Raw genomic sequence first — 24,169 nt, 5'->3', positions numbered from 1 at the left:
AATTTTTTTGATGGCGCAATATATTCAGAAAGGAGCAAGGTTTAAAAAACGATTTTGCCAAAAGTTGAAAGCACTTAAGGCTGCATGCATTAGAACTCAATCAATACCTGATTTTTTTCTACGCTGTCACCTTTCTTTACCCTCACTGTTTTAACAATGCTTTGCGTCGAAGCTTTAATCATATTTTCCATTTTCATAGCTTCAAGAATCAAAAGTGCATCGCCAGGCATCACTATGTCTCCTTCCTTCACACGCAGATCAATGATCAATCCAGGCATTGGTGCCTTCACATTATTAGCTTTACCTGCCAGCCCATTGGCCATACCCATTTTATCCAGCAATAAATCAAATTTGTCTTTCAGTTCTACAGAATACACGTTTCCATTGATTTTCAAGACGAACGATTTGGTGGCGGGTTGTGCGCTTACAACTTCCGCACGGTAGCTTTTATGGTTTATCAAAATGTGAAAGTACCTCTCCGATATTTTTAAGATGTCCCATTCCAGAGGCGAGCCGCTGATGAGTAATTTTTGATCACGATTTATGATTTCAAGATTTTTGGAATTGACAATGGCCTTGTACATGTAGTGATATTGAATTAAGTCTAAAGTGTTAAAATTCCCTGATTCGGGTCAACAAATCCACTTCCTTTAAACACTTTTTGAAAAACTACCTAAAAAACTTGTCAATGTAAAAAATGCAGGTATAACTTTGTGCGTCCAAAAGACAAGGGGTGCCATAAAACAACGGGCTGAGATTATACCCAAAGAACCTGATGCCGGTAATGCGGCCGAAGGGAAGGCAAGGTTAAACGTAAGCAGGTGCATTCCCCTGTGCGCTGCAGGTTTAAACCATTAAAATCAAATGTTCAAATCAATTGTTGTTGCCGCAGCCATGCTGTGGACAACAGGCGCGCTTGCGCAAAAGTATGCTATTACCGGAACTGTTCGGGACGTGCAAAGAAATGAAGTATTGGCCGGAGCCACGGTGCAAATTCAAAACACTGATCATTCGGCAGTAACCAATGATCTGGGAAAATTTGTTGTCAAAGACGTGCCGACGGGTAATTACACCGTTGTCGTTCGCTTTCTTGGCTACCTGCCGACAACGAAGTCGGTAACGCTGGATCGTGATGTAGACCTGGATATCAGAATGGAGAGTTCTTCAACCGTGACCGAAGAAGTAGTTGTATATGCTACCCGCGCCAATGAAAAGACTCCTACCACCTTTTCTTACATCAATAAAGAAGCCATCCAAAAGCAGAATTTCGGGCAGGATATTCCCATGTTACTCAACTGGAGTCCCTCGATGGTAACTACTTCAGACGCTGGTGCAGGAATTGGATATACCGGACTGCGTATACGCGGAAGCGATGCATCACGAATTAATGTAACCATTAATGGTATTGCTTTGAATGATAGCGAGTCACAGGGTGTGTTCTGGGTGAATACGCCAGATCTGGCTTCGTCTATACAGAGTATTCAGGTGCAACGGGGTGTAGGGACTTCTACAAACGGGGCAGGAGCTTTTGGAGCCACGGTAAGTGTTCAAACTGATGTGCTTTCCAGAGAGGCCTATGCAGAGGGCATTGCATCATTTGGATCCTTCAATTCTCAACGTTATACTTTTAAAGGTGGCACGGGTCTTATTAAAGATCGCTGGTCGTTCGACGCGAGAGTTTCAAAAATAACATCTGATGGTTATCTGCGAAGGGCCACATCGGATCTTAATTCATACTATCTCAGCGGAGGTTATTATGGTGATAAGACGATTATAAAAGCTATAATGTTTGGAGGCCATGAACAAACCTATCAGGCATGGTATGGCGTTGATCAGGCTACCATGGAGCAAGACCGACGTTTTAATTATTCAGGAGCAATTTATGATGATGACTGTAACATCATTCGCTTTTATGATCGAGAAGTAGATGACTATCGGCAGGATCACTATCAACTGCATATCTCTCAGCAACTCTCGGCCTACTGGAATGGAAATATTTCTTTTCATTATACAGATGGAAAGGGCTATTTTGAACAATATAAACAGGACGAATCATTTGCAAATCTTGGATTGCCTGATGTCACCATTGGCAACTCAACAATTGAATCGAGTGATGTAGTTGTTAGAAGATGGCTCGATAACGACTACTATGGAACAACTTTTTCTGCCAATTATACAAAGGGAAAAACGAACTTGACTATTGGCGGGGCTGCAAGCAAATATGATAATGCCCGGCATTTTGGAGAGATCCTGTGGGCCGAGGTTGCGATTAATGCACCACTTCGTCATGTTTATTACGATGGAGAATCGCAAAAAACCGATTTTAATGTTTACGCAAAATGGAATTATTCGTTAACAGATGTATTGACTTCCTATGTAGACTTGCAATACCGTGCAGTTAACTATGAAACGGCAGGAGTTGATAATGATCAAAGCTTGTATGCAATTAAGGATGAGTTCGATTTTTTCAATCCGAAAGTTGGATTGAGTTATTCCCTTTCCGGAAACAGTACACTTTACGCTTCGTATGCGATTGCCAACCGGGAACCGAATCGTACGGATTACCTCGACGGTCTCGAAAAACCTAAAAGTGAACGACTCGGAAACCTTGAATTAGGATGGAGAAAAACAACCTCAAAATTCGGTGTTGAGGCAAATTATTATTTGATGAATTATACCAATCAACTTGTACTGACTGGTGAATTAAATGATGTGGGCTCTCCTATCAGGGCTAATGTTGGCAGAAGTTACAGAATGGGTATTGAGCTTTCGGCATTGATAAATTTTACGGAGAAAATAAGTTGGAACGTCAACGCTACCTGGAGTGTCAACAAGAATAAGGACTACACACTGTTTGATGAAAATAACAATGCAATAAACAGAAACACCACGATTATTCTTTCTCCCGCCTGGATTGCTGGCAGTCAGTTTAATTGGAAACCGTTCACGAATTTTCAGGCTTCCTTGCTTAGCAAATATGTTGGCAAACAATATCTTGATAACACACAAGATGAACGCGTTACACTGGATGATTATTTCATCAATGACATCAGACTAACCTACCAGATTCACCCAAAAGGAATCAAAGAAATTGAATTTGGTTTTCTGGTAAATAACCTGCTTGATGTGGAATATTCTTCCAACGGCTATGGGTATGACGGTACGCCATATTTCTATCCACAGGCGGGATTAAATTTCCTGGCGATGGTTTCTGTCAAGCTCTAGAAAAAGTAAATGATTTAACGCTGGATTGCGTGTTTTCTGAACGGAATTTTTAACCGGAGCGTTATTTGAATGTCTTTTTGTCAGAGATCTGAATTTGGCGTAAAGCTTGATTCTTCTCATCTTCACAAAGATGTTTAAAAACTAAAAACGAAATATGGGAGCTTTAATTATTGGTCTTTTTTTCATGGCAATTGGTTGGTGGGTGAGTTCCAGGCTAAAAAGCAAATTTCAAGAATACTCGCAAGTTCATCTATCGAGGGACTTAACAGGTGCTGATATTGCGCGATTGATGCTTGCCGATAACGGAATTCACGATGTTCAAGTAACGAGTGTGCAAGGTGATGAATTGAGTGACCACTATAATCCGGCAACAAAAACTGTAAATCTTAGTGAAGCCGTTTATCACGGCAGAAATGCGGCAGCAACAGCGGTAGCCGCGCACGAATGTGGACATGCGGTTCAACATGCAAAAGCCTATAGTATGCTGGAATTGCGGTCTGCGCTAGTGCCTATTCAAAACGTTAGTGCGAAGGTGATTAACTTTCTATTCATGATTATGATGTTTGGTGCGTTCTTCGCACAGAGTTTAATACCTTGGCAAACCGCACTGCTCGTAATCATAGCTTGTTACGGTGTTTTTGCACTGTTTGCATTGATTACATTACCGGTTGAATTTGACGCCAGCAAACGAGCATTGGCCTGGGTGCAATCCCGAGGCATCGTCAATACTGCTGAGTATGGCATGGCCAAAGATTCGTTGAAATGGGCAGCGATGACCTATGTGGTTGCGGCTATTGGTGCACTGACAACATTATTTTATTATGTAATGCTGTTCCTTGGTTCAAAGGATGAATAAACGCACTGAATAAGATTTATAAATCATTAATTTAAAGGCCTAAGTATTTCGCTTAGGCCTTTTTGTTAATAGCATATTTTCATTCAAAAACTTATGAATTTTCAACTCACCGAGGAACATCTGGCCGTACAGCAAGCCGCGCGAAATTTCGCACAAACTGAATTGCTTCCTGGAGTAATTGATCGGGACACAAACCAAAAATTTCCGACAGAGGAAATTAAAAAAATGGCGGAATTGGGGTTCATGGGAATGATGGTCGATCCAAAATACAACGGCGGTGGTATGGATACGATTTCTTATGTGCTGGCAATGGAAGAAATTTCTAAGGTGGATGCTTCCGCGTCGGTATGCATGTCGGTTAATAACTCATTGGTATGTTGGGGCTTGGAAAAATATGGTAACAACGAACAAAAGGAAAAGTATTTAAAACCGCTTGCGCAAAAAGGCATTGGGGCATTTTGCTTGTCAGAACCGGAAGCAGGATCTGATGCCACAAGCCAGCGAACTACTGCGGAGGACAAAGGTGACTATTATCTTTTGAATGGTACAAAAAACTGGATTACCAATGGCAGTACGGCAAACGTATACCTTGTTATCGCGCAGACGGACCCGGCTAAAAGACACAAGGGTATAAACGCTTTGATTGTAGAAAAAGGCATGCCTGGATTTGTTGTCGGAAAGAAAGAAGATAAAATGGGCATTCGGGGATCAGATACACATTCACTGATGTTTACGGACGTGAAAATCCCTAAGGCAAATCGAATAGGCGACGAAGGCTTTGGATTTACTTTCGCGATGAGCACTTTAAACGGAGGTCGTATCGGGATTGCCTCGCAGGCGCTAGGTATCGCGGCCGGTGCGTACGAATTGGCGCTTAAATATTCCAAGGAAAGAAAGGCATTCGGAAAAAATCTGTCGGAGCATCAGGCCATTCAATTTAAATTAGCAGATATGGCTACTAAAATAGATGCGGCGCGGTTGCTTGTCCATCAGGCAGCGTGGCAAAAAGATCAAAAACAGGATTTTGTTAAAGCCGCCGCCATGGCAAAACTTTACGCATCACAAATTGCGCAGGATGTTACAACGGAGGCGGTACAGATTCACGGTGGCTATGGATATGTTAAGGAGTTCCATGTAGAGCGAATGATGCGCGACGCGAAGATTACGCAGATCTACGAAGGGACGACTGAAATTCAAAAAATGGTAATTTCGAGAGAGCTCTTGAAATAGGGGGAAGGTAAAGCGGTCAGGTGCTTAAGCATAAGTGAATTTTCCGTGCTTACCGATGAGTGTAAGCCCTTTCTCAGACGAATGTTCAACGCGTCCAATTACCTTCGCATCGACGCCAAAACTTTTTGAAATTTCAATCACTTCCTGCGAATGCTTGCTATCCATATACAGCTCCATTCGATGTCCCATGTTAAAAACTTTATACATCTCCTTCCAATCCGTTTTGCTCTCCTCTTGAATCATTTTGAAAAGTGGGGGTGTATCGAAAAGATTGTCTTTAATGACATGAACGTTGTCGATGAAATGCAGCACTTTCGTTTGCGCTCCTCCACTGCAATGTATCATCCCATGAATTTGTGGACGAAGATTTTTCAGAACTTCAATAATGATTGGAGCGTAGGTTCTTGTCGGCGATAACACAAGTTTACCGGCGTTTACCGGTACATCCACTACCCTATCCGTTAGTTTGTAGCTCCCGCTGTAAACTAGATCCGCGGAAATATTCATATCGTAAGACTCCGGGTACTTTGAAGCATATGTGTTGTGAAAAACGTCGTGGCGTGCTGACGTTAAACCGTTACTTCCCATGCCACCATTGTATTCATCCTCGTAAGAAGCTTTGCCATCGGAAGCTAACCCAACAATAACATCACCACCTTTAATGCGACTGTTGTCAATAACATCTCTGCGTTTCATACGGCTCACGACCGTGCTATCTACAATAATGGTTCTCACCAGATCACCGAGGTCAGCTGTCTCGCCGCCGGTACTGAGAATGCCGAGACCATATTTCCTCAGCATTTCGAGCACTTCTTCAGTTCCGTTAATAATGGCAGATACAACTTCACCTGGAATAAGATTTTTATTGCGGCCAATTGTTGATGAGAGCAGGATGTTATTGGTGGCACCGACGCAAAGCAAATCATCTATGTTCATGATGATGGCATCTTGCGCGATTCCTTTCCATACGGAAATGTCGCCGGTTTCTTTCCAATAGATGTATGCAAGCGATGATTTTGTACCAGCACCATCAGCATGCATTACGGTACAATAATCTTCGTCATTACCCAGATAGTCAGGAACAATTTTACAGAATGCCTTAGGAAATAATCCCTTGTCAAGCTTGCTTATAGCTTGATGAACATCCTCTTTGGAAGCGGAAACGCCGCGTTGTGAATAACGATCAGAGTTCAAAGTAAATCAATCAAGCCGCAAATTAAGATTGATTGACTAAAGGGCAGTAGGAGCTTCAAAATATTTTTAAGGTGTCGTAAAAGGCTCAAACAGTAAGAATAGCTTTCCTGAATAATTCCCACACTACAATCCCCAGGCAGACGGATATGTTCAAAGAATGTTTTGTGCCCTCTTGCGGGATTTCCAATGCGGTATCGCCGAACTCAATCACATCTTCGCTGACACCATTCACTTCATTGCCAAAAACAAGACAATACTTCGAATTTTTGGAAGGCTCAAATTTTTGAAGGGGAATGCTTTCGGTAGTCTGCTCAACAACTATAATCGTATATCCCGCATCCTTTAGGCGTTTTACTATATCAGACGGTCGTTCACTGTATTCCCACGGGACAGATTCTGTGGCTCCTAGTGCTGTTTTTTGAATTTCACGATGCGGGGGAATCCCGGTTATGCCTGTCAAAAAAATTTTTTCAATCCTAAAAGCATCGGCTGTTCGAAAAGCCGAACCTACATTATGAAGGCTTCTGATATTGTCCAATACAATACAGACTGGAATTTTTTCGGATGCTTTGAACTGTTCGACCGATATCCGGCCAAGTTCTTCCAGTTTGAGCTTTTTCATCAGTTATCAGCTATTGACTGTTTAAAGGGCAAAAATAAACGTGTAGGGTGACTAAACAGCATAAACTTTTGTATTACGTAAGCAGAAATTAACTTCAAACTTTATTCTGAAATCCCGAACGCATTAAAATGCATTAAAGAAAGATTATGAAATATTACCTTTTGCTGTTGTTGCTCATTTTTTCCTCGGTGGGCGCATTTGCGCAAGACGCCTGGAAGGATGTCTACAAAGAAAGCGCCTGGAAGCAACGGGACACGTGGCAGCGCGCGGATGAAATAATTAAAAAATTAGGTGTCGGAATAGGAAGTAAAGTCGCCGACGTAGGTTGTCATGAAGGCTATTTTACAATAAAATTATCAACCGTTGTTGGTGACGAGGGCAGGGTATACGCTGTCGATGTGAGCCGCGACAAAACTGAAAAACTTAAAAAACACCTTGAAGAACGCAAAATTAATAATGTTAATGTAATCCTTGGCGCGGAAAACAATCCGCGCCTTCCAACGCTAGCTTTGGATGCAGTGCTAATTGTAGATACATATCATGAAATGGACGCACACCAGGAAATTCTTCAGGCTATTAAGGCCACTTTGAAAACCAAAGGCAAACTTGTACTCTGTGAACCGATAGCAGAAGAAAGAAGAAAATTTTCGCGGGAAGATCAAGAAAGAAAACATGAACTGGGAATAGACTATGCCATAGAAGATTTAAAAAAGGCAGGGTTTAAAATTCTTTTGAAGGACGAATCATTTGTGGATCGACTTAAAGAAAAAGGTGATACAATGTGGCTAATTGTCTGTGAGAAATCCAATTAATGCAATTTATCGTCTCGCATTACAAATAATAGACTTGATGACCTGCTGCCCAAGGAGTAATGCTGGAATAACTTTTAATTTCTAACGATAAACTGCTCCCACGACTTTTTTATATTTGCTCACTATGAGTGAAGTGAAATCGGCCGTTGAAACACCATTGATGAAGCAATACAATGCCATCAAAGCAAAGTACCCAGGTGCGTTGTTATTATTTCGGGTAGGTGATTTTTATGAAACCTTCGGGCAAGATGCTATTACTGCTGCCAAGGTTCTCGATATCGTACTTACTAAAAGGGGTAGCGGTTCAGCTTCAGAAATTGAATTGGCTGGATTCCCTCACCATGCATTAGACAATTACCTTCCGAAATTGGTAAGAGCAGGTCACCGCGTTGCCATATGTGATCAGCTGGAGGATCCGCGATTTGTTAAAGGGATTGTGAAAAGAGGAGTAACGGAGTTGGTCACTCCAGGACTCTCTTTCAACGATAACGTTCTTGAAAGAAAACAGAACAACTTTCTCGCCTCCGTTTTTATGGGGAAGAACACATTTGGAGTGTCGTTTCTTGATGTATCAACTGGTGAATTTTATGTTGCCCAGGGCAGCGAAAATTATGTGCTGAAATTAATCCAGGGTTTTGCACCGTCTGAAATTATTTTTGGCAAACAAACTCGCGGACATTTTGAAGTGCTGTTCGGTGACGACTACAGCACCTTCGCCTTAGATGAGTGGGTTTACGGATATGACTACGCTTACGAAAAATTAATCAATCAATTTAAGACAGCATCGCTTAAAGGGTTTGGTATTGACGAACTCGGTGAAGCAATAATCGCCGCAGGTGCGGTGCTTCATTATCTGGAGGATACCGAACATAAAGATACTTCTCATATTTCATCGATCTCACGTATTGACGAAGACAAATTCGTTTGGCTCGATAAGTTTACAATCCGAAATCTGGAGATCGTCCATTCTTACAATGATGGTGGTGTTCCTTTAATTGATGTTCTTGACTGTACCGTAACCCCTATGGGCTCACGGCAGTTGAGAAAATGGATGATCCTTCCACTAAAGGAAAAGTCTGCTATAGAAGAACGGTTGTTCATGGTAGATACGTTTTTTAAAGATCGGGTTTTAGCGGATAAAATATTAGAGCCATTAAAACAAATTGCTGATCTGGAGAGACTGATTTCAAAAGTAGCGGTCAACCGTATCAATCCCAGGGAGATGCTGCAACTCAAAAAATCATTGCGCTGCATTCAACCAATTCAACAAGCGTTAAGAGTGCATCAGTCTGCCGAACTCAAAAAATTAGCGGATCAACTTCATCTTTGTGAATTTCTGGTAGAGAAAATTGAGCAGGAGCTTCGTGAAGATGTTTCCATTATGGTTAATCAAGGCAACTTAATTAAGGATGGCATTGACGCTGAATTAGACGAACTACGAAAGATTGCTTTCTCTGGAAAAGATTACCTGATTCAAATTCAGAAAAGGGAAATAGAACGCACGTCTATTAACTCACTCAAAATTTCTTATAACAAGGTTTTTGGTTATTACCTGGAAGTAAGTAATGCTAACAAAGAAAAGGTTCCTTCCGACTGGATTCGGAAACAGACATTGGTAAATGGTGAACGATACATCACGGAGGAGTTAAAAGTTTATGAGGAAAAGATATTAAATGCAGAAGACAAACTCGTGGTTATTGAGCAAAGGATATTCAATGCGCTTGTTCATCATGCTACTGATTTTATTCCGCAAATTCAACAGAACGCACGTGTACTTGCACAGTTGGATTGTTTGTTGTCTTTTGCGCGCGTAGCACAGGCCAACCGTTACGCTAGACCTTCTATCGATGATTCCCTTGTCCTTGATATTAAATCGGGACGTCACCCTGTTATTGAAAAGCAATTGCCGGTCGGAGAAACTTACGTGCCGAATGATATTTTTTTAGACAGCACCAAACAGCAAATACTGGTGATCACTGGCCCGAACATGGCAGGTAAGTCAGCGCTGTTGCGTCAAACCGCGTTGATTGTTTTGATGGCGCAGATGGGAAGTTTTGTTCCGGCCGAGGCTGCGACAGTAGGTATTGTTGATAAGGTATTTACCCGGGTTGGCGCGTCCGATAACTTATCGCGCGGTGAATCAACATTCATGGTAGAAATGACTGAGACGGCCAGTATTCTTAACAACCTGAGTGATCGCAGTTTGATTCTGATGGATGAGATTGGCAGGGGAACAAGTACTTATGACGGTGTGTCTATTGCTTGGGCTATCGTAGAATATTTACATAATCACAAAGACTATAGTCCAAAAACATTGTTTGCCACGCATTATCACGAATTGAATCAACTTGAAGAAGATTTGGTGCGCGTCAAAAATTTCAATGTGTCGGTGAAAGAAGTGGGTGACAAGATCATTTTTATGCGCAAGCTTAAAGAAGGTGGGAGCGAGCACAGCTTCGGCATTCATGTAGCACAGCTCGCAGGAATTCCTAACCGCGTGGTTTTACGAGCAAATGAAATTTTACATTTCCTTGAAAAGGAAAAGCATAAAAACGAAGGTGATCGGAAGATGAAAGAAGTTCCTAAACCTACTCCTCAAATGAGTCTGTTTGAAGCAGATCCGCGGTTTAAGGAGATTCAGGAATTATTGGGGAAAGTGGATATTAATACTGTGAGCCCGGTAGAAGCGTTGTTAAAACTGAACGAAGTAATCGGGATTTTAAAAAAGAAATAAACTTACACCGTTTAGCTCCATTTAGCTGTTTTCATATACTGACTTCCTTCCATTGTAACCAATCTCCAAGTTATAATAAATGGTACGGTTTTTTTTAACGCAGGACTATGTGCTGTGGAAGCATTCCCCAAATCGCAACTAGCTCTTTCGCGAATTATTTTTCTTAAAGGTTTTTCCAGAGTTTCGTTTTCTGAAATTGGTTTTCCTTTTAAGCTGCGGTTGGTACACTGGCCCCTCGCCCACAGAGGCGGGCAAAGGTAGTTTTTCAATAGTTTCCCCAATTAAATTTTCAATGCTCAAAAATTTGCGCTGATCTTTTTCATTGATGAAAGTAATTGCTGTACCTGTTGTTTCTGCTCTTGCAGTCCGGCCAACTCTGTGAACATAATCTTCTGGATCAGGCGGAACATCAAAATTAATCACCAGACTGATCCCCTCAACATCGATGCCGCGCGAAAGCACATCGGTTCCGATGATCATGTTTATTTGTTTGTTTTTAAAAGCGCGCAAAATTTGTTCGCGCTCTTGTTGATCAAGATCTGAATGGAACGCTTTTGCGGCTAACCCAGCCCGTTCAAAGGCGGCATCTAGCTTTTTTACATTCTCTTTGGTGGAGGCAAAAATAAGAACGCTGTTCCAGGTATAGGTCTTTAACACATGTTTTATCAGCGCCCATTTCTGTTCATCGTAAACAACATATGCCTGCTGCAAAATGCCGGCGGCAGGTTTAGCAATGGCTATATTTATTTCTACAGGTTGATTTAAAATCTTATTTGCTAATGTCCTGATCTTTGGTGGCATTGTTGCTGAAAACAATACCGTCTGTCTTTGTTTAGGCAGATAATTTATAATCTTAACAATGTCATCATAAAATCCCATGTCCAGCATACGGTCGGCTTCATCCAAAACAAGGTGTTCTAAATGATCTAAAATTATTTTGCCAGTTGCCAACAGCGCAATGAGACGGCCAGGTGTAGCTATGATGATGTCCGCACCTTCTTCCAGCGCTTTCCGTTGCTGATCCCACGTTGCACCATCGCCCCCTCCGTAAATGGAAATGGAGCTAACACCAAGAAAATATCCAAAGCCTTCAATTTGCTGGTCGATTTGTTGTGCTAACTCTCGGGTTGGAGCAATGATCAGCGTATTTAAGTGGCGCTTTTCGGTGTGAATGATTTTGTTAAGAATTGGCAAAAGGTACGTGGCTGTTTTGCCTGTTCCAGTTTGTGCACAGGCAATTAAATCTTTTTGTTGCATGATAACTGGAATTGCCTTCTCTTGAATAGGAGTCGGCGTGCGTATGCCCATGGAATCTAATCCATCAACAAGTCTGCTATCGAAATTAAAGTCGTGAAAAGTCAAAATTTGATTGAAATGGTGATCCGGAAATTAAATGCAAATACAACTAATTATTTAAAATTTGAAAATCTGATGCAAATACGGGGATTACGCAGCATTAATTTTTTCCGCATCAAACTCTTTACGTAACGCAGCAGCTTCCTGTTTGTTTTTTGAAAGTTTTATGTGCTTTGGAACTTCTTTCAGGTCCCAGATTAACCCAACCGCTGCAAAACCTCGGAGAATATAGTAAGTTATATCGATCTCCCACCAGAAAAAACCCTGACGAGCGGCTACTTCATAGTAGTGATGATTGTTGTGCCAACCCTCTCCCAGTGTTAATAGTGCAAGCCAGATGCTATTTTTGGATTCATCATGTGATTCGTAACGTTGCGTTCCGAATTTGTGCATAATGGAATTGATCGAAAACGTAGCATGATATAGTATCACGGTACTTAAGAAGAAACCGACAAATAAAGAAGAAAAGCCGGCGGTAGTAAACATCATGGTAATGCTTCCACCGTTCACAATTCCGCCCAACGCCATGACTACCAGCGCAAGAATGAATGGCGGTACAAGATAATGTTTGTTCAGCCAGACTAGTTCAGGATATTTCGCATAGTCACCAATAACCTTGTAGTCGGTCTTTTTAAAATCAGGACCTACAATCCATCCAATGTGTGAATACCAAAAACCATATATTTTCATTGAGTGCGGATCGGCAGGGGTATCGCTATGTCTGTGGTGATGGCGGTGATGGGCAGCCCACCACAAAGCTCCTTTTTGAGCTGTTGTTTGTGCCATAAAGGCAATGATGAATTGAAACCAGCGCGATGTTTTGTATGATTTATGAGCAAAGTAGCGATGATAACCACCGGTGACCCAAAACATTCGTGTAACATAAAGAACTGCGCAAATCGTCCAGTCAAACCACGTTGCTCCAGTAAATAAGGCCCCGAGCGGCAAAAGATGCATACCTGCAAAGGCAATTTCCTGTGCAATGATGGGTTTACTTCTTACTTCGGGGGATACAGTTGGATTTGTCATATTACTTGAACAAAAAAAATAAAATATAGTGTCATTACCGAACCTAATAATCACAAAATAAATCAAAGGTAAGGTTTCCCTCTTAACACTTGATAACTTAGCCACCGCCAAACGATTGTATGGTAGTACTTAAAGTTTTTTACGGTGAGATGATGAGTGGTGCGAGGAATAGAATAAAATGCATCGTATCTTTGTTTTGATTTATGAATCACGAAAAGACCATCATCCTCTACCGCCCTTTGTTAGAAGCCATTGCTTATAACCTTGTGCGCTGTAAAGCAGATGCGGAAGACATCGTACAGGAAACCTTTTTGAAATGGTTAACGCTCGGGCCTCAGAAGATTGAGAATACAAAAGCCTACCTGATCAAGGCCGTTAAGAACAATTGCATCAATCACCTCAATGCGTTGAGAAAAAAGAAAGAAGAGTTATTCAACCAACACAATTTGTCAGAACTCCTTGGAAGGTTTAAGGAAACCAGCTTCGCTCATTTGGATTTTGATGTGGAAATGGCCAAGGCCTACAAAATTTTACAAGCAAAACTAGAACCCTTGGAACGGGCTGTCTACGTATTGAAAGAAGTTTTTGACTTTGACTACGAAGCTCTTCAGGAGGCTTTGGATAAAAAGAAAGATCATTGCCGTCAACTTTTTTGCAGAGCCAAAAAGAAGTTGGCAGAGGAGACTTCCAAAATAAATTTTGAACTGCCTGACACGTCAAAGTTTGTTGAAAGTTTTCGTAAAGCCTGTTATATGGGAAACGCTGTTGAACTGGTAAATGAGCTTCAAAAGGAAGGTATTTCGGATTCTATTAAGAAATCTTAAAATTTTTTTCTCTTAATCTGTCACAAATCTCCATTCGATCTGTCTTACACTAAATGAACCCTTTCCGGGCTTTTTCGCTTTTGTAGTATCTAAACCTATATTTTAATTATGACCGTAATTTTGGTATTCTTCATAGCGAGCTGGTATCTATCGCTATTCTTTCAGACATTTTTTCTGCATCGCTATGCTGCGCACAAGTCTTTTACGATGAGTAAATTCACGGAAAAGGTCGTTTATGTGCTTACCTGGATATTTCAAGGTTCGAATTATTTAAGCCCTTACGGCTACGGAGTTATGCACCGCATGCACCATGCGTTTGCTGACACTGAAGATGATCCACATTCTCCTAAATACGACGAAACGATTTGGAATATGATGTGGAAAACAAAAACGATCTATTCGGACATCGCTAACAAAAAACTTATCCCGGAAAAACGTTTCACGGAAGGTGTGCCTCAGTGGGAAGCCTTTGATAAAATCGCTCGCTCATGGCCGTCACGGATCTTCTGGGCTGGTGTATACATTACCATATACTATGTCTACGCTGACGTGTGGTGGTTATGGTTATTATTGCCTATCCAATTTTTATTAAGCCCGATTCATGGTGCAATTATTAACTGGTTTGCGCATAAATACGGATACAGAAACTTCGAAGTGGGCGATACTTCACGGAATTTTCTTCCGGTAGATTTCTTAATGATGGGAGAAAGTTACCATAACAATCACCATAAAAATGGATCACGCCCTAATTTTGGCGGAATCCGCTGGCACGAGATCGATCCAACTTATTTGGTTATGAAAGTTTTGGATAAAATTGGAGTCATTACATTGAAAAGACACAAGGAAGTTCAATTGGAAAATATTGAGAAGGCAAAAGCGGCCTAATCAACATCTTTAAGTTCAGATAAAAGGCTGCTCTGTATAGGGCAGCCTTTTGTTTATTGTCTTATTAATTGATTTATCAATTTCCTTCATTGAAGTATTTATCCTCCTCATCGTCTATGGGCTCATCCCCTTGAAGTGATTTTGGGATGACACCAATTTCAAGAATTTTGAACTCTGTTCGTCTATTTTTCTGTCTACCGACTGGGTTATCAGTACCATCGGGATTTGTATTTCTTGCAATTGGCTTGGACTCACCATACCCTTTGGCTACCAATCGATCCGGAGCTATGCCGTTTTGAACTATATACTTGACGGCAGATTCGGCGCGTCGTTGAGATAAGTTTAAGTTGAAGGCGTCCGTATCGACGCTGTCGGTGTGGGAACTTAGCTCAATCTTAATTTCGGGATTATCAATAAGGAGTTGGACCAGTTTATCCAATTCTTTAGCAGCATCTTCCCGGATATCGGCCCGGTTATAATTGTAGTAGATATTTTCGAGCGCAAAAATTTTATTGAGTTCAATCTTATCAAGCACGAGTATCGTATCTAACGTGACATTGGTGATCAGATCTTTCAATGTCGATGGATCAACACCTCTGCCTTTCGTCGTGTAGGGCTGGCGTTTCACCAAGTATCCATCAGTTTCCCCAACGAGGTTGTAGTCTTCATTGTCATATACACGAAACAAAAACTTTCCGTCGTCTCCCGTGACGTAGTCTTGCATCAATTCTCCTTTGCCATCCAGTAGATTAACTCTTGTGTTAGGAAGAATTTGAAGCTTACCCTCTTTATCCTGAGTATAGGTAATGCCTTGAAGGTAGTAGTTTACAACCTTCAGGTTGGGGTCTTCATTTACGAAAGTGTAGATATCATCATCGCCTTTGCCGCCCTCACGGTTTGAGGTTAAAAAGCCACGATCGGGACGGAATAAAAATATTCCAAAATCATCGCCGGAGGAATTAACGGGCTGGGCCAGATTTTCAATGACTGTTTTTCCGTTAGCACGTTTCACTACGAATAAATCCAAACCGCCATACCCAGGATGTCCGTCAGATGCGAAATATAATTTTGCGTCTTCCGCCATGTAGGGAAAAAGTTCATTGCCTGGTGTATTAATCTCAGGTCCAAGATTTCTCACGCGGGAAAATCTTCCGCGCGTATCCATTTGTGCTGAGTAAATATCCGTACCACCATAACTAATCTGAGTTCTGCCCCGCGACTTTCGGTTAGATGCAAAATATAATGTACGACCATCAGGACTGAACGCCGGAGACGAATCCCATGCACCGGGCTCATTGATGTTGATCATAATAGGGTCAGACCATACGCCATTTCTAAACCTTGAGATATAGAGGTCAACGTCTTCTGTACTTTTTCTTTTGCCTGAATTACCTTTTGCAAAGACCATGGTTTTACCGTCTGGAGAAAAGGTGATACATCCGTCGTTAATGCTTGATGAGTTAATTCCTGCAGGTAACGGGGCAACCGTGGCAACATCAACAATTGCTCCGCGACTTGCTACCTTATAAATATCAGTAAATGGGGTACCGGTGGCTTCGTAGACTTTATCATTGCCGCGTGACGAGGTGAAATATAACTCGTTGTTTAAAAACACCGGAGAATACTCACTCGAAGGAGTATTGATCAGTTCAAGATTTTTTACCCTATAGTAGCTTGTTTTTTCATTCAGTTGCTCGAGGTATGCTAATCCGTTCCGCTCGGCCTGTGCGCGGTCCTTCAGCGCGTTGTTACTGGTGCTCTTAATCATCTCATCCAACTGCTGACGTGCCTCTGCATATTTGCCGTTAGCCTTTAAAGATTGTGCATAAAAGAACTGCACGGAATCTTTGTCAATTCCTTTGCCTCCGGCTTTTGCATAATAAGCCTCGGCTTCTTTCGGACGATTGCTCAGTCGGTAAGATTCGGCAATGAAATAATTGGCCTTGCCGTTGTTAGCATTTTTACTCACGACCTTTTTATACAGGTCAATTGAGTTTTGATACTTGCCTAAAATGAATGCTTTGTTTGCCTTCTTTTCAATGCCACATGACATCAAAAAAATGGAGGAGATTAACACGAGAACTCTCAGCCTCATAAATAAAAATATAAAATAACGTAATAAAGCTACAAAATATCTGGCTTACCCGACCACTGATTGTTGTGGTAAATAACGTTTTAGCCAGGTAGTTCCTGCAGGAACCATCCACGATTGGACTAGTTCGCGCTTTGTACCGACAAGATTATTGAATACCAAAGTATCCCTATTCCACATTTCCTCTTTCAATTTTGCTTTCAAGTCCGATGATGAAATGGTAAAAATGTCTTCGTTGCTTCTGAATGCAATAAGCGTTCGATCAAAGAAATCAATGCCCAATTCGGCGCCTAATTTTTTAACCGTTCTAACCGAATCATCTATTGAGCAACCACTGGGAGCACTCACTTGGTCATCGGCAGCCAAAATTATGAACTGATTAAACTTCAAATCAAACGACGCGTGCATCGGTTGGCCGTGTACCAGCCAGTTCTCTGTAAACGCTAAAAGTGTTTGTGAAATTATGTTAGACTCGTCGGAATTGAATTTACGGTTTGCCTGATAAACCCAGATGCGGGCATGCTCATTAATTTTTTCAAAGGGGACAAACATAATTTAATGATTTCTTGACCGGATAATTAACCTTGGGCTTCTATAATAAGTTCTGCTAGGTCTTTAACCTGGACGTCAGACTCGCGATTTTTATTTTTTACACCATCACTCATCATGGTCATACAAAATGGACACGCAACTGCAATAGTGGTCGCCCCCGTTGAAATGGCCTCCTCAGTGCGTTCTACATTAATGTCTTTAAAACCTTTTTCTGGTTCTTTGAACATCTGAGCTCCGCCGGCGCCACAGCATAACCCCGTGGTCCTGCAACGTTTCATCTCTACCAGGTCAGCATCTAACGCTTCTAAAACCGATCGTGGTGCTTCATAGATATTGTTAGCTCTCCCGAGGTAGCAAGAATCGTGATAGGTAATCTTTTTTCCTTTGAACGCGCCTCCGGTAAATTTTATTTTTCCCTCGGTAATTAATTGCTGGAGAAAAGCGGAATGATGAATAACTTCATAATTTCCGCCTAACTCAGGATATTCGTTCTTTATCGTATTGAAGCAATGCGGACAAGCCGTTACAATTTTTTTTATGCCGTAGCCATTTAACACCTGAATGTTATTCGTGGCCTGCATTTGAAATAGAAACTCATTGCCGGCCCGTCTTGCCGGATCACCGGTACAAGTCTCCTCTGTTCCAAGAACGGCAAACCTAATTTGGGCAGCATTCAAAATTTTAACGAATGCCAGCGTCACACGTTTATAACGATCGTCAAACGATCCTGCACATCCTACCCAAAAAAGTACTTCCGGTATTTCACCCTTACTTTTCATCTCGGCCATGGTAGGAATTTGATAAGGCGCTTCTGGCATGCTTATTTTTTTAGTTCATTAGCCCAATTAAAACGATCACTTGGAGAAAATTTCCACGGTGCAAAGTTAGTCTCTATATTTTGGAACATCGAATTCCATGCAGAAGGAGCTCCGGATTCCTCCATGGCCACATATCGCCTCAATTCCAAAATAATTTCCAGAGGATTAATCAAAACAGGGCATGCTTCAACGCAAGCATTGCAGCTGGTACAGGCATTGATTTCCTCCTTGGTAATATAATCCCCTAACAAACTTTTGCCGTCGTTTAGTCCGCTTCCATTTTTCGCCAGACTTGTGCCTACTTCTTCCATCCTATCCCGTGTGTCCATCATGATTTTTCGAGGTGAAAGTTTTTTGCCTGTGATATTTGCCGGGCATTCTGCCGTACATCTCCCACATTCTGTGCACGAATAGGCTGCCAGCAAGTTATTCCAGGAGAGGTCGTTAACATCCTTGGCCCCAAATCGTCCAGGTGTTGCCGATGAGACTGCATTGGCGTCTGCAATTCCTAACATCATCTTCACTTCGTTTGTCACCACCGGCATATTTTCCATGTGACCTTTGGGCTCAAGCTTGGCAAAATAAGTATTGGGGAACCCCAGAAAAATGTGAAGATGCTTTGAATACGTAATGTAAACGGAGAACGCTAGAATGCCAACAATATGAAACCACCACGCCGCACGTTCAATAAAAATCAGCGTAGCGGTGTCAAGGCTCTGAAAAGATGGCACGAGAAGCGAACTAAACAGCAGCGCACCTGTAGCCGGATAGTGATCTGACAGTCTCTCTTGTAAAACCTGATCTGAAGCATTCATTGTAAGAATCGCTATCATCAGCACAATTTCAGTTAATAAAATAATGTTCGCATCCAACCGTGGCCAGCCATTCATCTCGGTTGCCCAAAAGCGTTTAACCTTCAAAATGTTTCTTCGGATCAGAAAAAAAACGCAGGATAATAAAACAGCGACGGCGAGGAATTCAAATAAATTCATTAGAACATTGTAGAACCCGCCCAAATAAGGAGCGAAGATCCGGTGTGTCCCAAACAGGCCGTCAATTACAAATTCCAGTACTTCTAAATTGATGACAAGAAAACCTACATAGATAAATAAGTGCAGAATTGCGGGGATAGGTCGTTTGAACATCTTCTTCTGTCCAAAGGCAACTAAAAGCAAGTTTTTAAAACGGGCTGATTTGTTGTCGTTAATGATTTTTTCTTTGCCCAGCTTGATGGTTGATCTGATCAATAGAATTCTTTTACGAATAAAATAAACCGCGACACCCAATGTAATGATGAAAGCTATTTGCTGAACCATATATTCTGTTAAATACTAACTTCGCTTGAAGCGAATAAAGTTCGAAAACTTTTTACTACTTATAAACCTATGAAATAATGAACAAATCCGGAAAATCTATTGGTTCACGAAGCTTTCAGAGCCGCATTAAATTCTAGAAATCGGCTCATAGCTTTGCATGGAATCTAAATTTACATACTTTTGTGCCTCATTTTTCGGTGATGTAGCTCAGTTGGTAGAGCAAAGGACTGAAAATCCTTGTGTCGGGGGTTCAATTCCCTCCATCACCACTTTTAAAAAAACAGCCTCCACTAACGGAGGCTTTTATTTTTATAGCACTACCAATGACCAATTTTGATAATTTAGCAAACAGTATTGGTGTCCTTATGTTAATTTTTGCAAAAAATTGAAATGGATTTATCCGACATTTCAGCAGGTGCAGCACGTTTGATTTATATTTATTTGTCCGAGATCATCCTTGGACTAATCTTCTACTTCATTTTTCGGCATTTTGGTAATCTTTATCGCCGACTGTTTCTCCACACCTGGTCCTATAGTTGGATTGCCTTTGCCCTGTATATGGCGAGTTCTGGCATCGTAATGGTTTTTTTGATTGAGGAGCGTTCACTTCAACGCACCGTTTTGAGCATTATCGCCCAGCTTTGCTGCTTTCTCCAAATCATTTTCATTCTGCGAGGTACTTACGAGCTTATATACGATAAGGCATTCTCTCGCCGACGATTTAGCCTAATACTCCTTCTCTCTATCATTATCGCTTTTGTCTCGATTATCGCATTTAGTTCTTCCGGCGTTTTCTTCCATTACTTAATAAGTTCCGGTAGTCGCGCTATTATTACAGGCATTGGCTTTTTGGTTGCTGGGATTGTGGTATGGACCAACAAGAAATTTTCGAAAGGATTTGGTCAACAACTATTGACCAGCTCGCTCATCATTTTCAGCGTCTACCAATTATATTATTTCACCATTAAACTACTCAACCTTTTGGGTACTCAAGTTGATGTTTTGGATTTGTTCGGAGCGGTCGACTTATTATTGATTTCCCTTATGGGGATGAGTATGGTGATGTGGTTCCTCGAGGATGAGCGTCAAAAACTGAATGAAGAAAACAAAGAGCTGGACAGTTTTCTCTCAAGCACTTCTCATGATTTACGCACACCTATTGCTTCTATTCTTGGTCTGACTTATTTAGGTAGAATCGAGTTGCAGGAAGAAAAGGCCAGAACATTTATGAACATCATTGAGGAAAGAATCAAAAAACTTGATTTAATTATCAGTGATATTCTCAACCTATCCAGAAGCAAAAAAATCGATGTTAAAATTGAGGATCTGGATCTGCGGGAACTGATTGAGGAAACCACGGCAGATATAAAATTTAATAAAGGGGCATCTTCCATTTTTTTAGATTACCAGCCTCATCCTAGTCATACGTTCAAGTCTGACTACAATCAGATAAAAATTATTCTTAATAACCTCCTTACAAATGCCGTTAAGTATCACAACCTTGATCAGGAGCGACCGTTTATCAGTGTTACGTTTAAACGAAACCGGCAGGTTGTCGAAATTTGTGTGGAAGACAACGGAAGGGGTATCTCTAAAGAAAATGTGCCGAAAATCTTTGACATGTTTTTCAGGGCTGCCGAAGATACGGAGGGCACCGGGCTTGGGCTTTATATTGTAAAGGAAGCCCTTAACAAAATCAAGGGAATTATTTTTGTGGATTCTGAGCTGGGTAAAGGAAGCAAGTTCAGAATTGTGTTAGAGAATGCTTGATAAGAAAAATGAATTACTTGTAATGCTTTAATCTAACAAGCTCCTCTTTCGTAAGAAATCTCCATTCACCCCGGCCTAAATCTTTTTTATCCAAACCAGCATAAACCGACCTGTCAAGCTTTATTACTTCATAGTTCAACGCTTCGAAGATTCTTCTTACTACTCGGTTCCATCCAATGTGAATTTCTATCCCAACCGTTCTTTTGTCGTCAGAAATGATGGCGATGTCATCCACCATTGCTTTGCCTTCTTCCAATTTTACACCGTCGAGAATTGTTTGCGCATCGGCTTTTGTCAGGGGTCTGTCAAGTTCAACTTTATAGATCTTCTTTACATTGTACGATGGGTGCATGAGCTTATCAGCAAGATCACCATCGTTGGTAAGCAAAAGCAAGCCCGTTGTATTCCTGTCGAGTCGTCCTACGGGATATAAGCGTTCTTTCACGTGATTTCCGATAAGATGCATTACCGTATTGCGTTCCTGGGGATCGCTGGTCGTTGTAAGGAAGCCCTTGGGTTTGTTCATTAAAATGTACACAGGCTTTTCAGCATGCAGTACTTTGCTTTCGTGACGTACCTCATCCCCGGGATTTACTTTGTAACCGAGTTCTGTAATCGTTTTTCCATTGACAGAGATCAGGCCCATTTTAATTAGTTCATCAGCCTCTCGTCTTGAACAAACGCCACTATTGGCAATGAATTTATTAAGCCTGATTTTTCCGGTTTGAACAGGTGCTTCAAGGCCTTGTGTACTGTCGCCCCTGAAGGTGGACACTTTCTTACCTGTCAATTTTTTTCGGGGCTCGCTTCTGAAATCTTTTTTCTTTAATCCGCCCCCTTTTTTTATATCACCACCTTGTTCTTCACTTGGCCTTTTGTAAGAACTCTCTCTCCTCAAACCAGGGGAGGAAGATGATTTTGCCTTAAAGCGTGAGCCTTCTTTGTGGAATTCACCTCTGGTACTTGAATCTTTGCGATCGAATTTCTTGTAAGGCCGTTCACCTTTTGCTTCTCCTGAATCGAATTTCCTGCGCGGTCGATCCTCGCCCCCACGGGAAGAGGTGAATCCTTTAGCTTTTTTGTAAGGTGGCTTATCCCCAAAGTTTTTATCTGACTTTTTCGAGTCAAACTTCCCGCCAGATCCGGGTGACGTTGTGCGAGGTTTCCGTCTTGAGTTAAAGGCACCATCGCCTTCCTTCCTCGGTGGCCGTCCTGACGGCGATGATTTGCGGGGTCTAGCGGATGATTGCCCGTCTGATCTTCGGCTAAAAGGTCTTTTGGACGAACCTGAGTCTGAAGAAGAACCTGGGCGGGAACCAGATCGTCTTGATGTATTACGCTTGGCCATCTGTCTCCTTCTGATCTAAGTTTTCGCCTTGATCCAAGTTTTCGCCAATAGTGTTAACCTCAGCTACAAACTCTTTAGGAGTGGGTAATTCTGCGATATCGTTGATGCCGAAATATTCCATAAATTTTATAGTGGTCCCGTATAACATAGGCCTTCCTATGGTTTCGGCTTTTCCTGTGATTTCTATTAAACCTTTGTCGAGAAGTTTTTGCACGGCGTAGTCACAGTTGACACCACGAATATTTTCAATTTCGGTTTTTGATATGGGCTGCTTGTACGCGATAATGGAAAGTGTTTCCATGGCCGACGTTGAAAGCCGCTTTTTGGATTGCTGCTTAAGCATTATTCCAATGCTTGCCTGATATGCAGGTTTGGTCAAAAAATGGTAGCCGCCTGCTGCTTTAAATAGCTGAAAAGAAAACTCTTCGGCCTGATATTTTTCTTCCAATCGTTGGATTGCACCCACAATGTCTTCTTCAGGAACATCGGCATTAAACATTTCCGACAAACAGCCCTTGATTTCACCGATGCGTATCGGCGAAGGTGAACAGAAAATAAGGGCCTCGATATGATTTTGTAAAAAGTCCAATGCTTTTGTTTTTTGCTTCCCGAACAGTTAGTAAGTTACTAATCGTGTTGCATCATTTTCGCCTCAATAGATTGCGTTGTGTGAGGCACTGCGATAAGACGTTCCTTAGGGATCAGTTTGCCCGTGACAGAGCATATTCCATAGGTACCATTCTTAATGCGGACCAGCGCATTTTCAAGGTTCATGATGTATTTTTGCTGACGTGCTGCCAGCTGGCTTAAATTTTCTTTTTCAGCGGTTTCAGCGCCGTCTTCCAATACTTTTGTATTTCCACCTGAAGTCGCGTCTGTGCCCTCATCGTTATTACGATTGAGGGTTTCTTTCAAGATTCGATATTCATCACGGGCTTTATCAAGCTTCTTGTGAATCAGTTCTTCAAATTCTTTTAATTCATCTTCCGAATACCGCGTACGGGTGTCGGTGGAAGAAGCATTGTTAGATTGTTTATGGGCAATGGGTCGTTGATTTGGCACAGGGAAAATACTTAATTGTGGAGGCGCCGGCTTCGGAACAGCAACTGGCATAGGTTTTTCTGCTTGAGGCGCAGCTGCTTTAGGAAGCGGTGCTGGGCGCTCAATTTTTTCCGGTTTCTCTACCTGGGGAGCGACTGCTTTCTTAGGCGTTTCTTTCTTCGGTGCCTCTTTTTTTGCAACCACTTTCACTGGTGCTTCTTTCTTGGGTGCAACCTTCTTCACGGCCTTAGGAGCAGCTTTCTTAACAACTTTTTTAGGCGAAGCTTTTTTAGCCCTAACTGGTGCCGCTTTTTTAGCTTTCACTTTAGCAGCAGGTTTTGCTTTGGCAGGAGATTTTTTTGCTGCCTTAGTGGATGACTTTTTGTTCTTAGCCATAGTTGTGACTCCGTTTGATAAAAGATGCGCAAAATTATGCGGTTCCCCCGAAAACAAAAAATAATGTAC

20 protein-coding genes, 1 tRNA gene and 1 riboswitch are annotated in these 24,169 nt (G+C 41.7%); of the genes, 9 read left to right on the top strand and 12 right to left on the bottom strand.

Features of this window, described 5'->3' with window-relative positions:
• Window positions 1-89: 89 nt before the first annotated feature.
• Window positions 90-584 carry an acetyl-CoA carboxylase biotin carboxyl carrier protein subunit gene (locus tag P2W71_RS05445; RefSeq protein ID WP_276368092.1) on the bottom strand — a complete coding sequence of 165 codons (495 nt, stop codon included), beginning with the start codon at window positions 582-584 and terminating at the stop codon, window positions 90-92.
• A gap of 135 nt (window positions 585-719) precedes the next feature.
• A riboswitch (TPP riboswitch) is annotated at window positions 720-816 on the top strand.
• A 48-nt stretch (window positions 817-864) separates the two neighbouring features.
• Here P2W71_RS05445 and P2W71_RS05440 point away from each other — a divergent pair.
• From P2W71_RS05440 to P2W71_RS05430, 3 genes are all read left to right on the top strand, one after another.
• Complete coding sequence (locus P2W71_RS05440; RefSeq protein WP_276368090.1) at window positions 865-3,225, top strand: TonB-dependent receptor; 2,361 nt, start codon at window positions 865-867, stop codon at window positions 3,223-3,225.
• A gap of 154 nt (window positions 3,226-3,379) precedes the next feature.
• Window positions 3,380-4,081, top strand: coding sequence for a zinc metallopeptidase (locus P2W71_RS05435; RefSeq protein ID WP_276368087.1), 702 nt, complete (start codon window positions 3,380-3,382; stop codon window positions 4,079-4,081).
• 93 nt (window positions 4,082-4,174) lie between these two features.
• Window positions 4,175-5,311: an acyl-CoA dehydrogenase gene (locus P2W71_RS05430; RefSeq protein ID WP_276368085.1), complete on the top strand. Its 1,137-nt coding sequence runs from the start codon at window positions 4,175-4,177 to the stop codon at window positions 5,309-5,311.
• Between the two features lie 24 nt (window positions 5,312-5,335).
• Here P2W71_RS05430 and P2W71_RS05425 read toward each other — a convergent pair whose 3' ends face one another.
• Window positions 5,336-6,505: an AIR synthase related protein gene (locus P2W71_RS05425; protein WP_276368083.1), complete on the bottom strand. Its 1,170-nt coding sequence runs from the start codon at window positions 6,503-6,505 to the stop codon at window positions 5,336-5,338.
• An 85-nt stretch (window positions 6,506-6,590) separates the two neighbouring features.
• Window positions 6,591-7,127 carry an RNA methyltransferase gene (locus tag P2W71_RS05420; RefSeq protein ID WP_276368080.1) on the bottom strand — a complete coding sequence of 179 codons (537 nt, stop codon included), beginning with the start codon at window positions 7,125-7,127 and terminating at the stop codon, window positions 6,591-6,593.
• A gap of 146 nt (window positions 7,128-7,273) precedes the next feature.
• On the opposite strand from P2W71_RS05420, the gene P2W71_RS05415 reads away from it, so the two are divergent.
• Window positions 7,274-7,939 (top strand): methyltransferase domain-containing protein, encoded by a 666-nt coding sequence (locus tag P2W71_RS05415; protein WP_276368078.1) that lies wholly within the window; start codon window positions 7,274-7,276, stop codon window positions 7,937-7,939.
• Between the two features lie 124 nt (window positions 7,940-8,063).
• Window positions 8,064-10,673: a DNA mismatch repair protein MutS gene (mutS, locus tag P2W71_RS05410; protein WP_276368075.1), complete on the top strand. Its 2,610-nt coding sequence runs from the start codon at window positions 8,064-8,066 to the stop codon at window positions 10,671-10,673.
• Window positions 10,674-10,811: 138 nt separating this feature from the next.
• Here the strand turns inward: mutS and P2W71_RS05405 are convergent, their stop codons facing one another.
• Both P2W71_RS05405 and P2W71_RS05400 read right to left on the bottom strand, forming a co-directional pair.
• On the bottom strand, window positions 10,812-12,035 hold the full coding sequence (locus tag P2W71_RS05405) for a DEAD/DEAH box helicase (protein ID WP_276368073.1): 1,224 nt from the start codon (window positions 12,033-12,035) through the stop codon (window positions 10,812-10,814).
• Between the two features lie 84 nt (window positions 12,036-12,119).
• On the bottom strand, window positions 12,120-13,058 hold the full coding sequence (locus tag P2W71_RS05400) for an acyl-CoA desaturase (RefSeq protein WP_276368070.1): 939 nt from the start codon (window positions 13,056-13,058) through the stop codon (window positions 12,120-12,122).
• 203 nt (window positions 13,059-13,261) lie between these two features.
• On the opposite strand from P2W71_RS05400, the gene P2W71_RS05395 reads away from it, so the two are divergent.
• Both P2W71_RS05395 and P2W71_RS05390 read left to right on the top strand, forming a co-directional pair.
• A complete protein-coding gene (locus P2W71_RS05395) occupies window positions 13,262-13,882 on the top strand; it encodes a sigma-70 family RNA polymerase sigma factor (protein ID WP_276368068.1) in 621 nt (206 codons plus the stop codon).
• 108 nt (window positions 13,883-13,990) lie between these two features.
• Entirely contained in the window at window positions 13,991-14,767 is a 777-nt protein-coding gene (locus P2W71_RS05390; protein WP_276368066.1) for an acyl-CoA desaturase, read from the top strand.
• Window positions 14,768-14,843: 76 nt separating this feature from the next.
• On the opposite strand, the gene P2W71_RS05385 is transcribed toward P2W71_RS05390, so the two are convergent.
• The 4 genes from P2W71_RS05385 to P2W71_RS05370 are packed head-to-tail and all read right to left on the bottom strand — an operon-like array spanning window position 14,844 to window position 19,545.
• The gene (locus tag P2W71_RS05385) at window positions 14,844-16,862 is read right to left on the bottom strand and encodes an OmpA family protein (RefSeq protein ID WP_276368064.1); all 2,019 of its coding nucleotides are present in this window, start codon (window positions 16,860-16,862) and stop codon (window positions 14,844-14,846) included.
• A 45-nt stretch (window positions 16,863-16,907) separates the two neighbouring features.
• Window positions 16,908-17,411: a hypothetical protein gene (locus tag P2W71_RS05380; RefSeq protein WP_276368061.1), complete on the bottom strand. Its 504-nt coding sequence runs from the start codon at window positions 17,409-17,411 to the stop codon at window positions 16,908-16,910.
• Between the two features lie 26 nt (window positions 17,412-17,437).
• A complete protein-coding gene (locus P2W71_RS05375) occupies window positions 17,438-18,229 on the bottom strand; it encodes a (Fe-S)-binding protein (RefSeq protein ID WP_276368059.1) in 792 nt (263 codons plus the stop codon).
• Window positions 18,230-18,231: 2 nt separating this feature from the next.
• Window positions 18,232-19,545 carry a (Fe-S)-binding protein gene (locus P2W71_RS05370; RefSeq protein ID WP_276368057.1) on the bottom strand — a complete coding sequence of 438 codons (1,314 nt, stop codon included), beginning with the start codon at window positions 19,543-19,545 and terminating at the stop codon, window positions 18,232-18,234.
• A 196-nt stretch (window positions 19,546-19,741) separates the two neighbouring features.
• Between P2W71_RS05370 and P2W71_RS05365 the strand changes: the two genes are divergently transcribed.
• Window positions 19,742-19,814 (top strand) — tRNA-Phe (locus P2W71_RS05365).
• A 121-nt stretch (window positions 19,815-19,935) separates the two neighbouring features.
• Window positions 19,936-21,315, top strand: coding sequence for a HAMP domain-containing sensor histidine kinase (locus P2W71_RS05360; protein ID WP_276368054.1), 1,380 nt, complete (start codon window positions 19,936-19,938; stop codon window positions 21,313-21,315).
• Window positions 21,316-21,328: 13 nt separating this feature from the next.
• On the opposite strand, the gene P2W71_RS05355 is transcribed toward P2W71_RS05360, so the two are convergent.
• Genes P2W71_RS05355 through P2W71_RS05345 form a run of 3 tightly spaced genes read right to left on the bottom strand, consistent with a single transcriptional unit; the run spans window position 21,329 to window position 23,707 of the window.
• Window positions 21,329-22,663 carry a pseudouridine synthase gene (locus P2W71_RS05355; protein ID WP_276368052.1) on the bottom strand — a complete coding sequence of 445 codons (1,335 nt, stop codon included), beginning with the start codon at window positions 22,661-22,663 and terminating at the stop codon, window positions 21,329-21,331.
• A complete protein-coding gene (gene scpB, locus P2W71_RS05350) occupies window positions 22,650-23,252 on the bottom strand; it encodes an SMC-Scp complex subunit ScpB (protein WP_276368049.1) in 603 nt (200 codons plus the stop codon). Before scpB ends, P2W71_RS05355 begins: the two co-directional genes overlap by 14 nt.
• 38 nt (window positions 23,253-23,290) lie before the next feature.
• Window positions 23,291-23,707: a TraR/DksA C4-type zinc finger protein gene (locus tag P2W71_RS05345; RefSeq protein WP_276369056.1), complete on the bottom strand. Its 417-nt coding sequence runs from the start codon at window positions 23,705-23,707 to the stop codon at window positions 23,291-23,293.
• Window positions 23,708-24,169: the final 462 nt, after the last annotated feature.

The organism is Chryseolinea sp. H1M3-3 (assembly GCF_029360725.1).
Lineage (GTDB): Bacteria > Bacteroidota > Bacteroidia > Cytophagales > Cyclobacteriaceae > Chryseolinea.
This window is presented reverse-complemented; position numbering and strand designations above follow the sequence as displayed.

What these genes read in the sequence shown, in the direction of transcription:
- mutS (WP_276368075.1), top strand. Translation starts at nt 8,064, where the DNA reads ATGAGTGAAGTGAAATCGGCCGTTGAAACACCATTGATGAAGCAATAC.
- P2W71_RS05420 (WP_276368080.1), bottom strand. Translation starts at nt 7,127, where the DNA reads ATGAAAAAGCTCAAACTGGAAGAACTTGGCCGGATATCGGTCGAACAG.
- P2W71_RS05430 (WP_276368085.1), top strand. Translation starts at nt 4,175, where the DNA reads ATGAATTTTCAACTCACCGAGGAACATCTGGCCGTACAGCAAGCCGCG.
- P2W71_RS05445 (WP_276368092.1), bottom strand. Translation starts at nt 584, where the DNA reads ATGTACAAGGCCATTGTCAATTCCAAAAATCTTGAAATCATAAATCGT.
- P2W71_RS05415 (WP_276368078.1), top strand. Translation starts at nt 7,274, where the DNA reads ATGAAATATTACCTTTTGCTGTTGTTGCTCATTTTTTCCTCGGTGGGC.
- P2W71_RS05390 (WP_276368066.1), top strand. Translation starts at nt 13,991, where the DNA reads ATGACCGTAATTTTGGTATTCTTCATAGCGAGCTGGTATCTATCGCTA.
- P2W71_RS05440 (WP_276368090.1), top strand. Translation starts at nt 865, where the DNA reads ATGTTCAAATCAATTGTTGTTGCCGCAGCCATGCTGTGGACAACAGGC.
- P2W71_RS05395 (WP_276368068.1), top strand. Translation starts at nt 13,262, where the DNA reads ATGAATCACGAAAAGACCATCATCCTCTACCGCCCTTTGTTAGAAGCC.
- P2W71_RS05380 (WP_276368061.1), bottom strand. Translation starts at nt 17,411, where the DNA reads ATGTTTGTCCCCTTTGAAAAAATTAATGAGCATGCCCGCATCTGGGTT.
- P2W71_RS05355 (WP_276368052.1), bottom strand. Translation starts at nt 22,663, where the DNA reads ATGGCCAAGCGTAATACATCAAGACGATCTGGTTCCCGCCCAGGTTCT.
- P2W71_RS05370 (WP_276368057.1), bottom strand. Translation starts at nt 19,545, where the DNA reads ATGGTTCAGCAAATAGCTTTCATCATTACATTGGGTGTCGCGGTTTAT.
- P2W71_RS05385 (WP_276368064.1), bottom strand. Translation starts at nt 16,862, where the DNA reads ATGAGGCTGAGAGTTCTCGTGTTAATCTCCTCCATTTTTTTGATGTCA.
- P2W71_RS05375 (WP_276368059.1), bottom strand. Translation starts at nt 18,229, where the DNA reads ATGCCAGAAGCGCCTTATCAAATTCCTACCATGGCCGAGATGAAAAGT.
- P2W71_RS05435 (WP_276368087.1), top strand. Translation starts at nt 3,380, where the DNA reads ATGGGAGCTTTAATTATTGGTCTTTTTTTCATGGCAATTGGTTGGTGG.
- P2W71_RS05360 (WP_276368054.1), top strand. Translation starts at nt 19,936, where the DNA reads ATGGATTTATCCGACATTTCAGCAGGTGCAGCACGTTTGATTTATATT.
- P2W71_RS05400 (WP_276368070.1), bottom strand. Translation starts at nt 13,058, where the DNA reads ATGACAAATCCAACTGTATCCCCCGAAGTAAGAAGTAAACCCATCATT.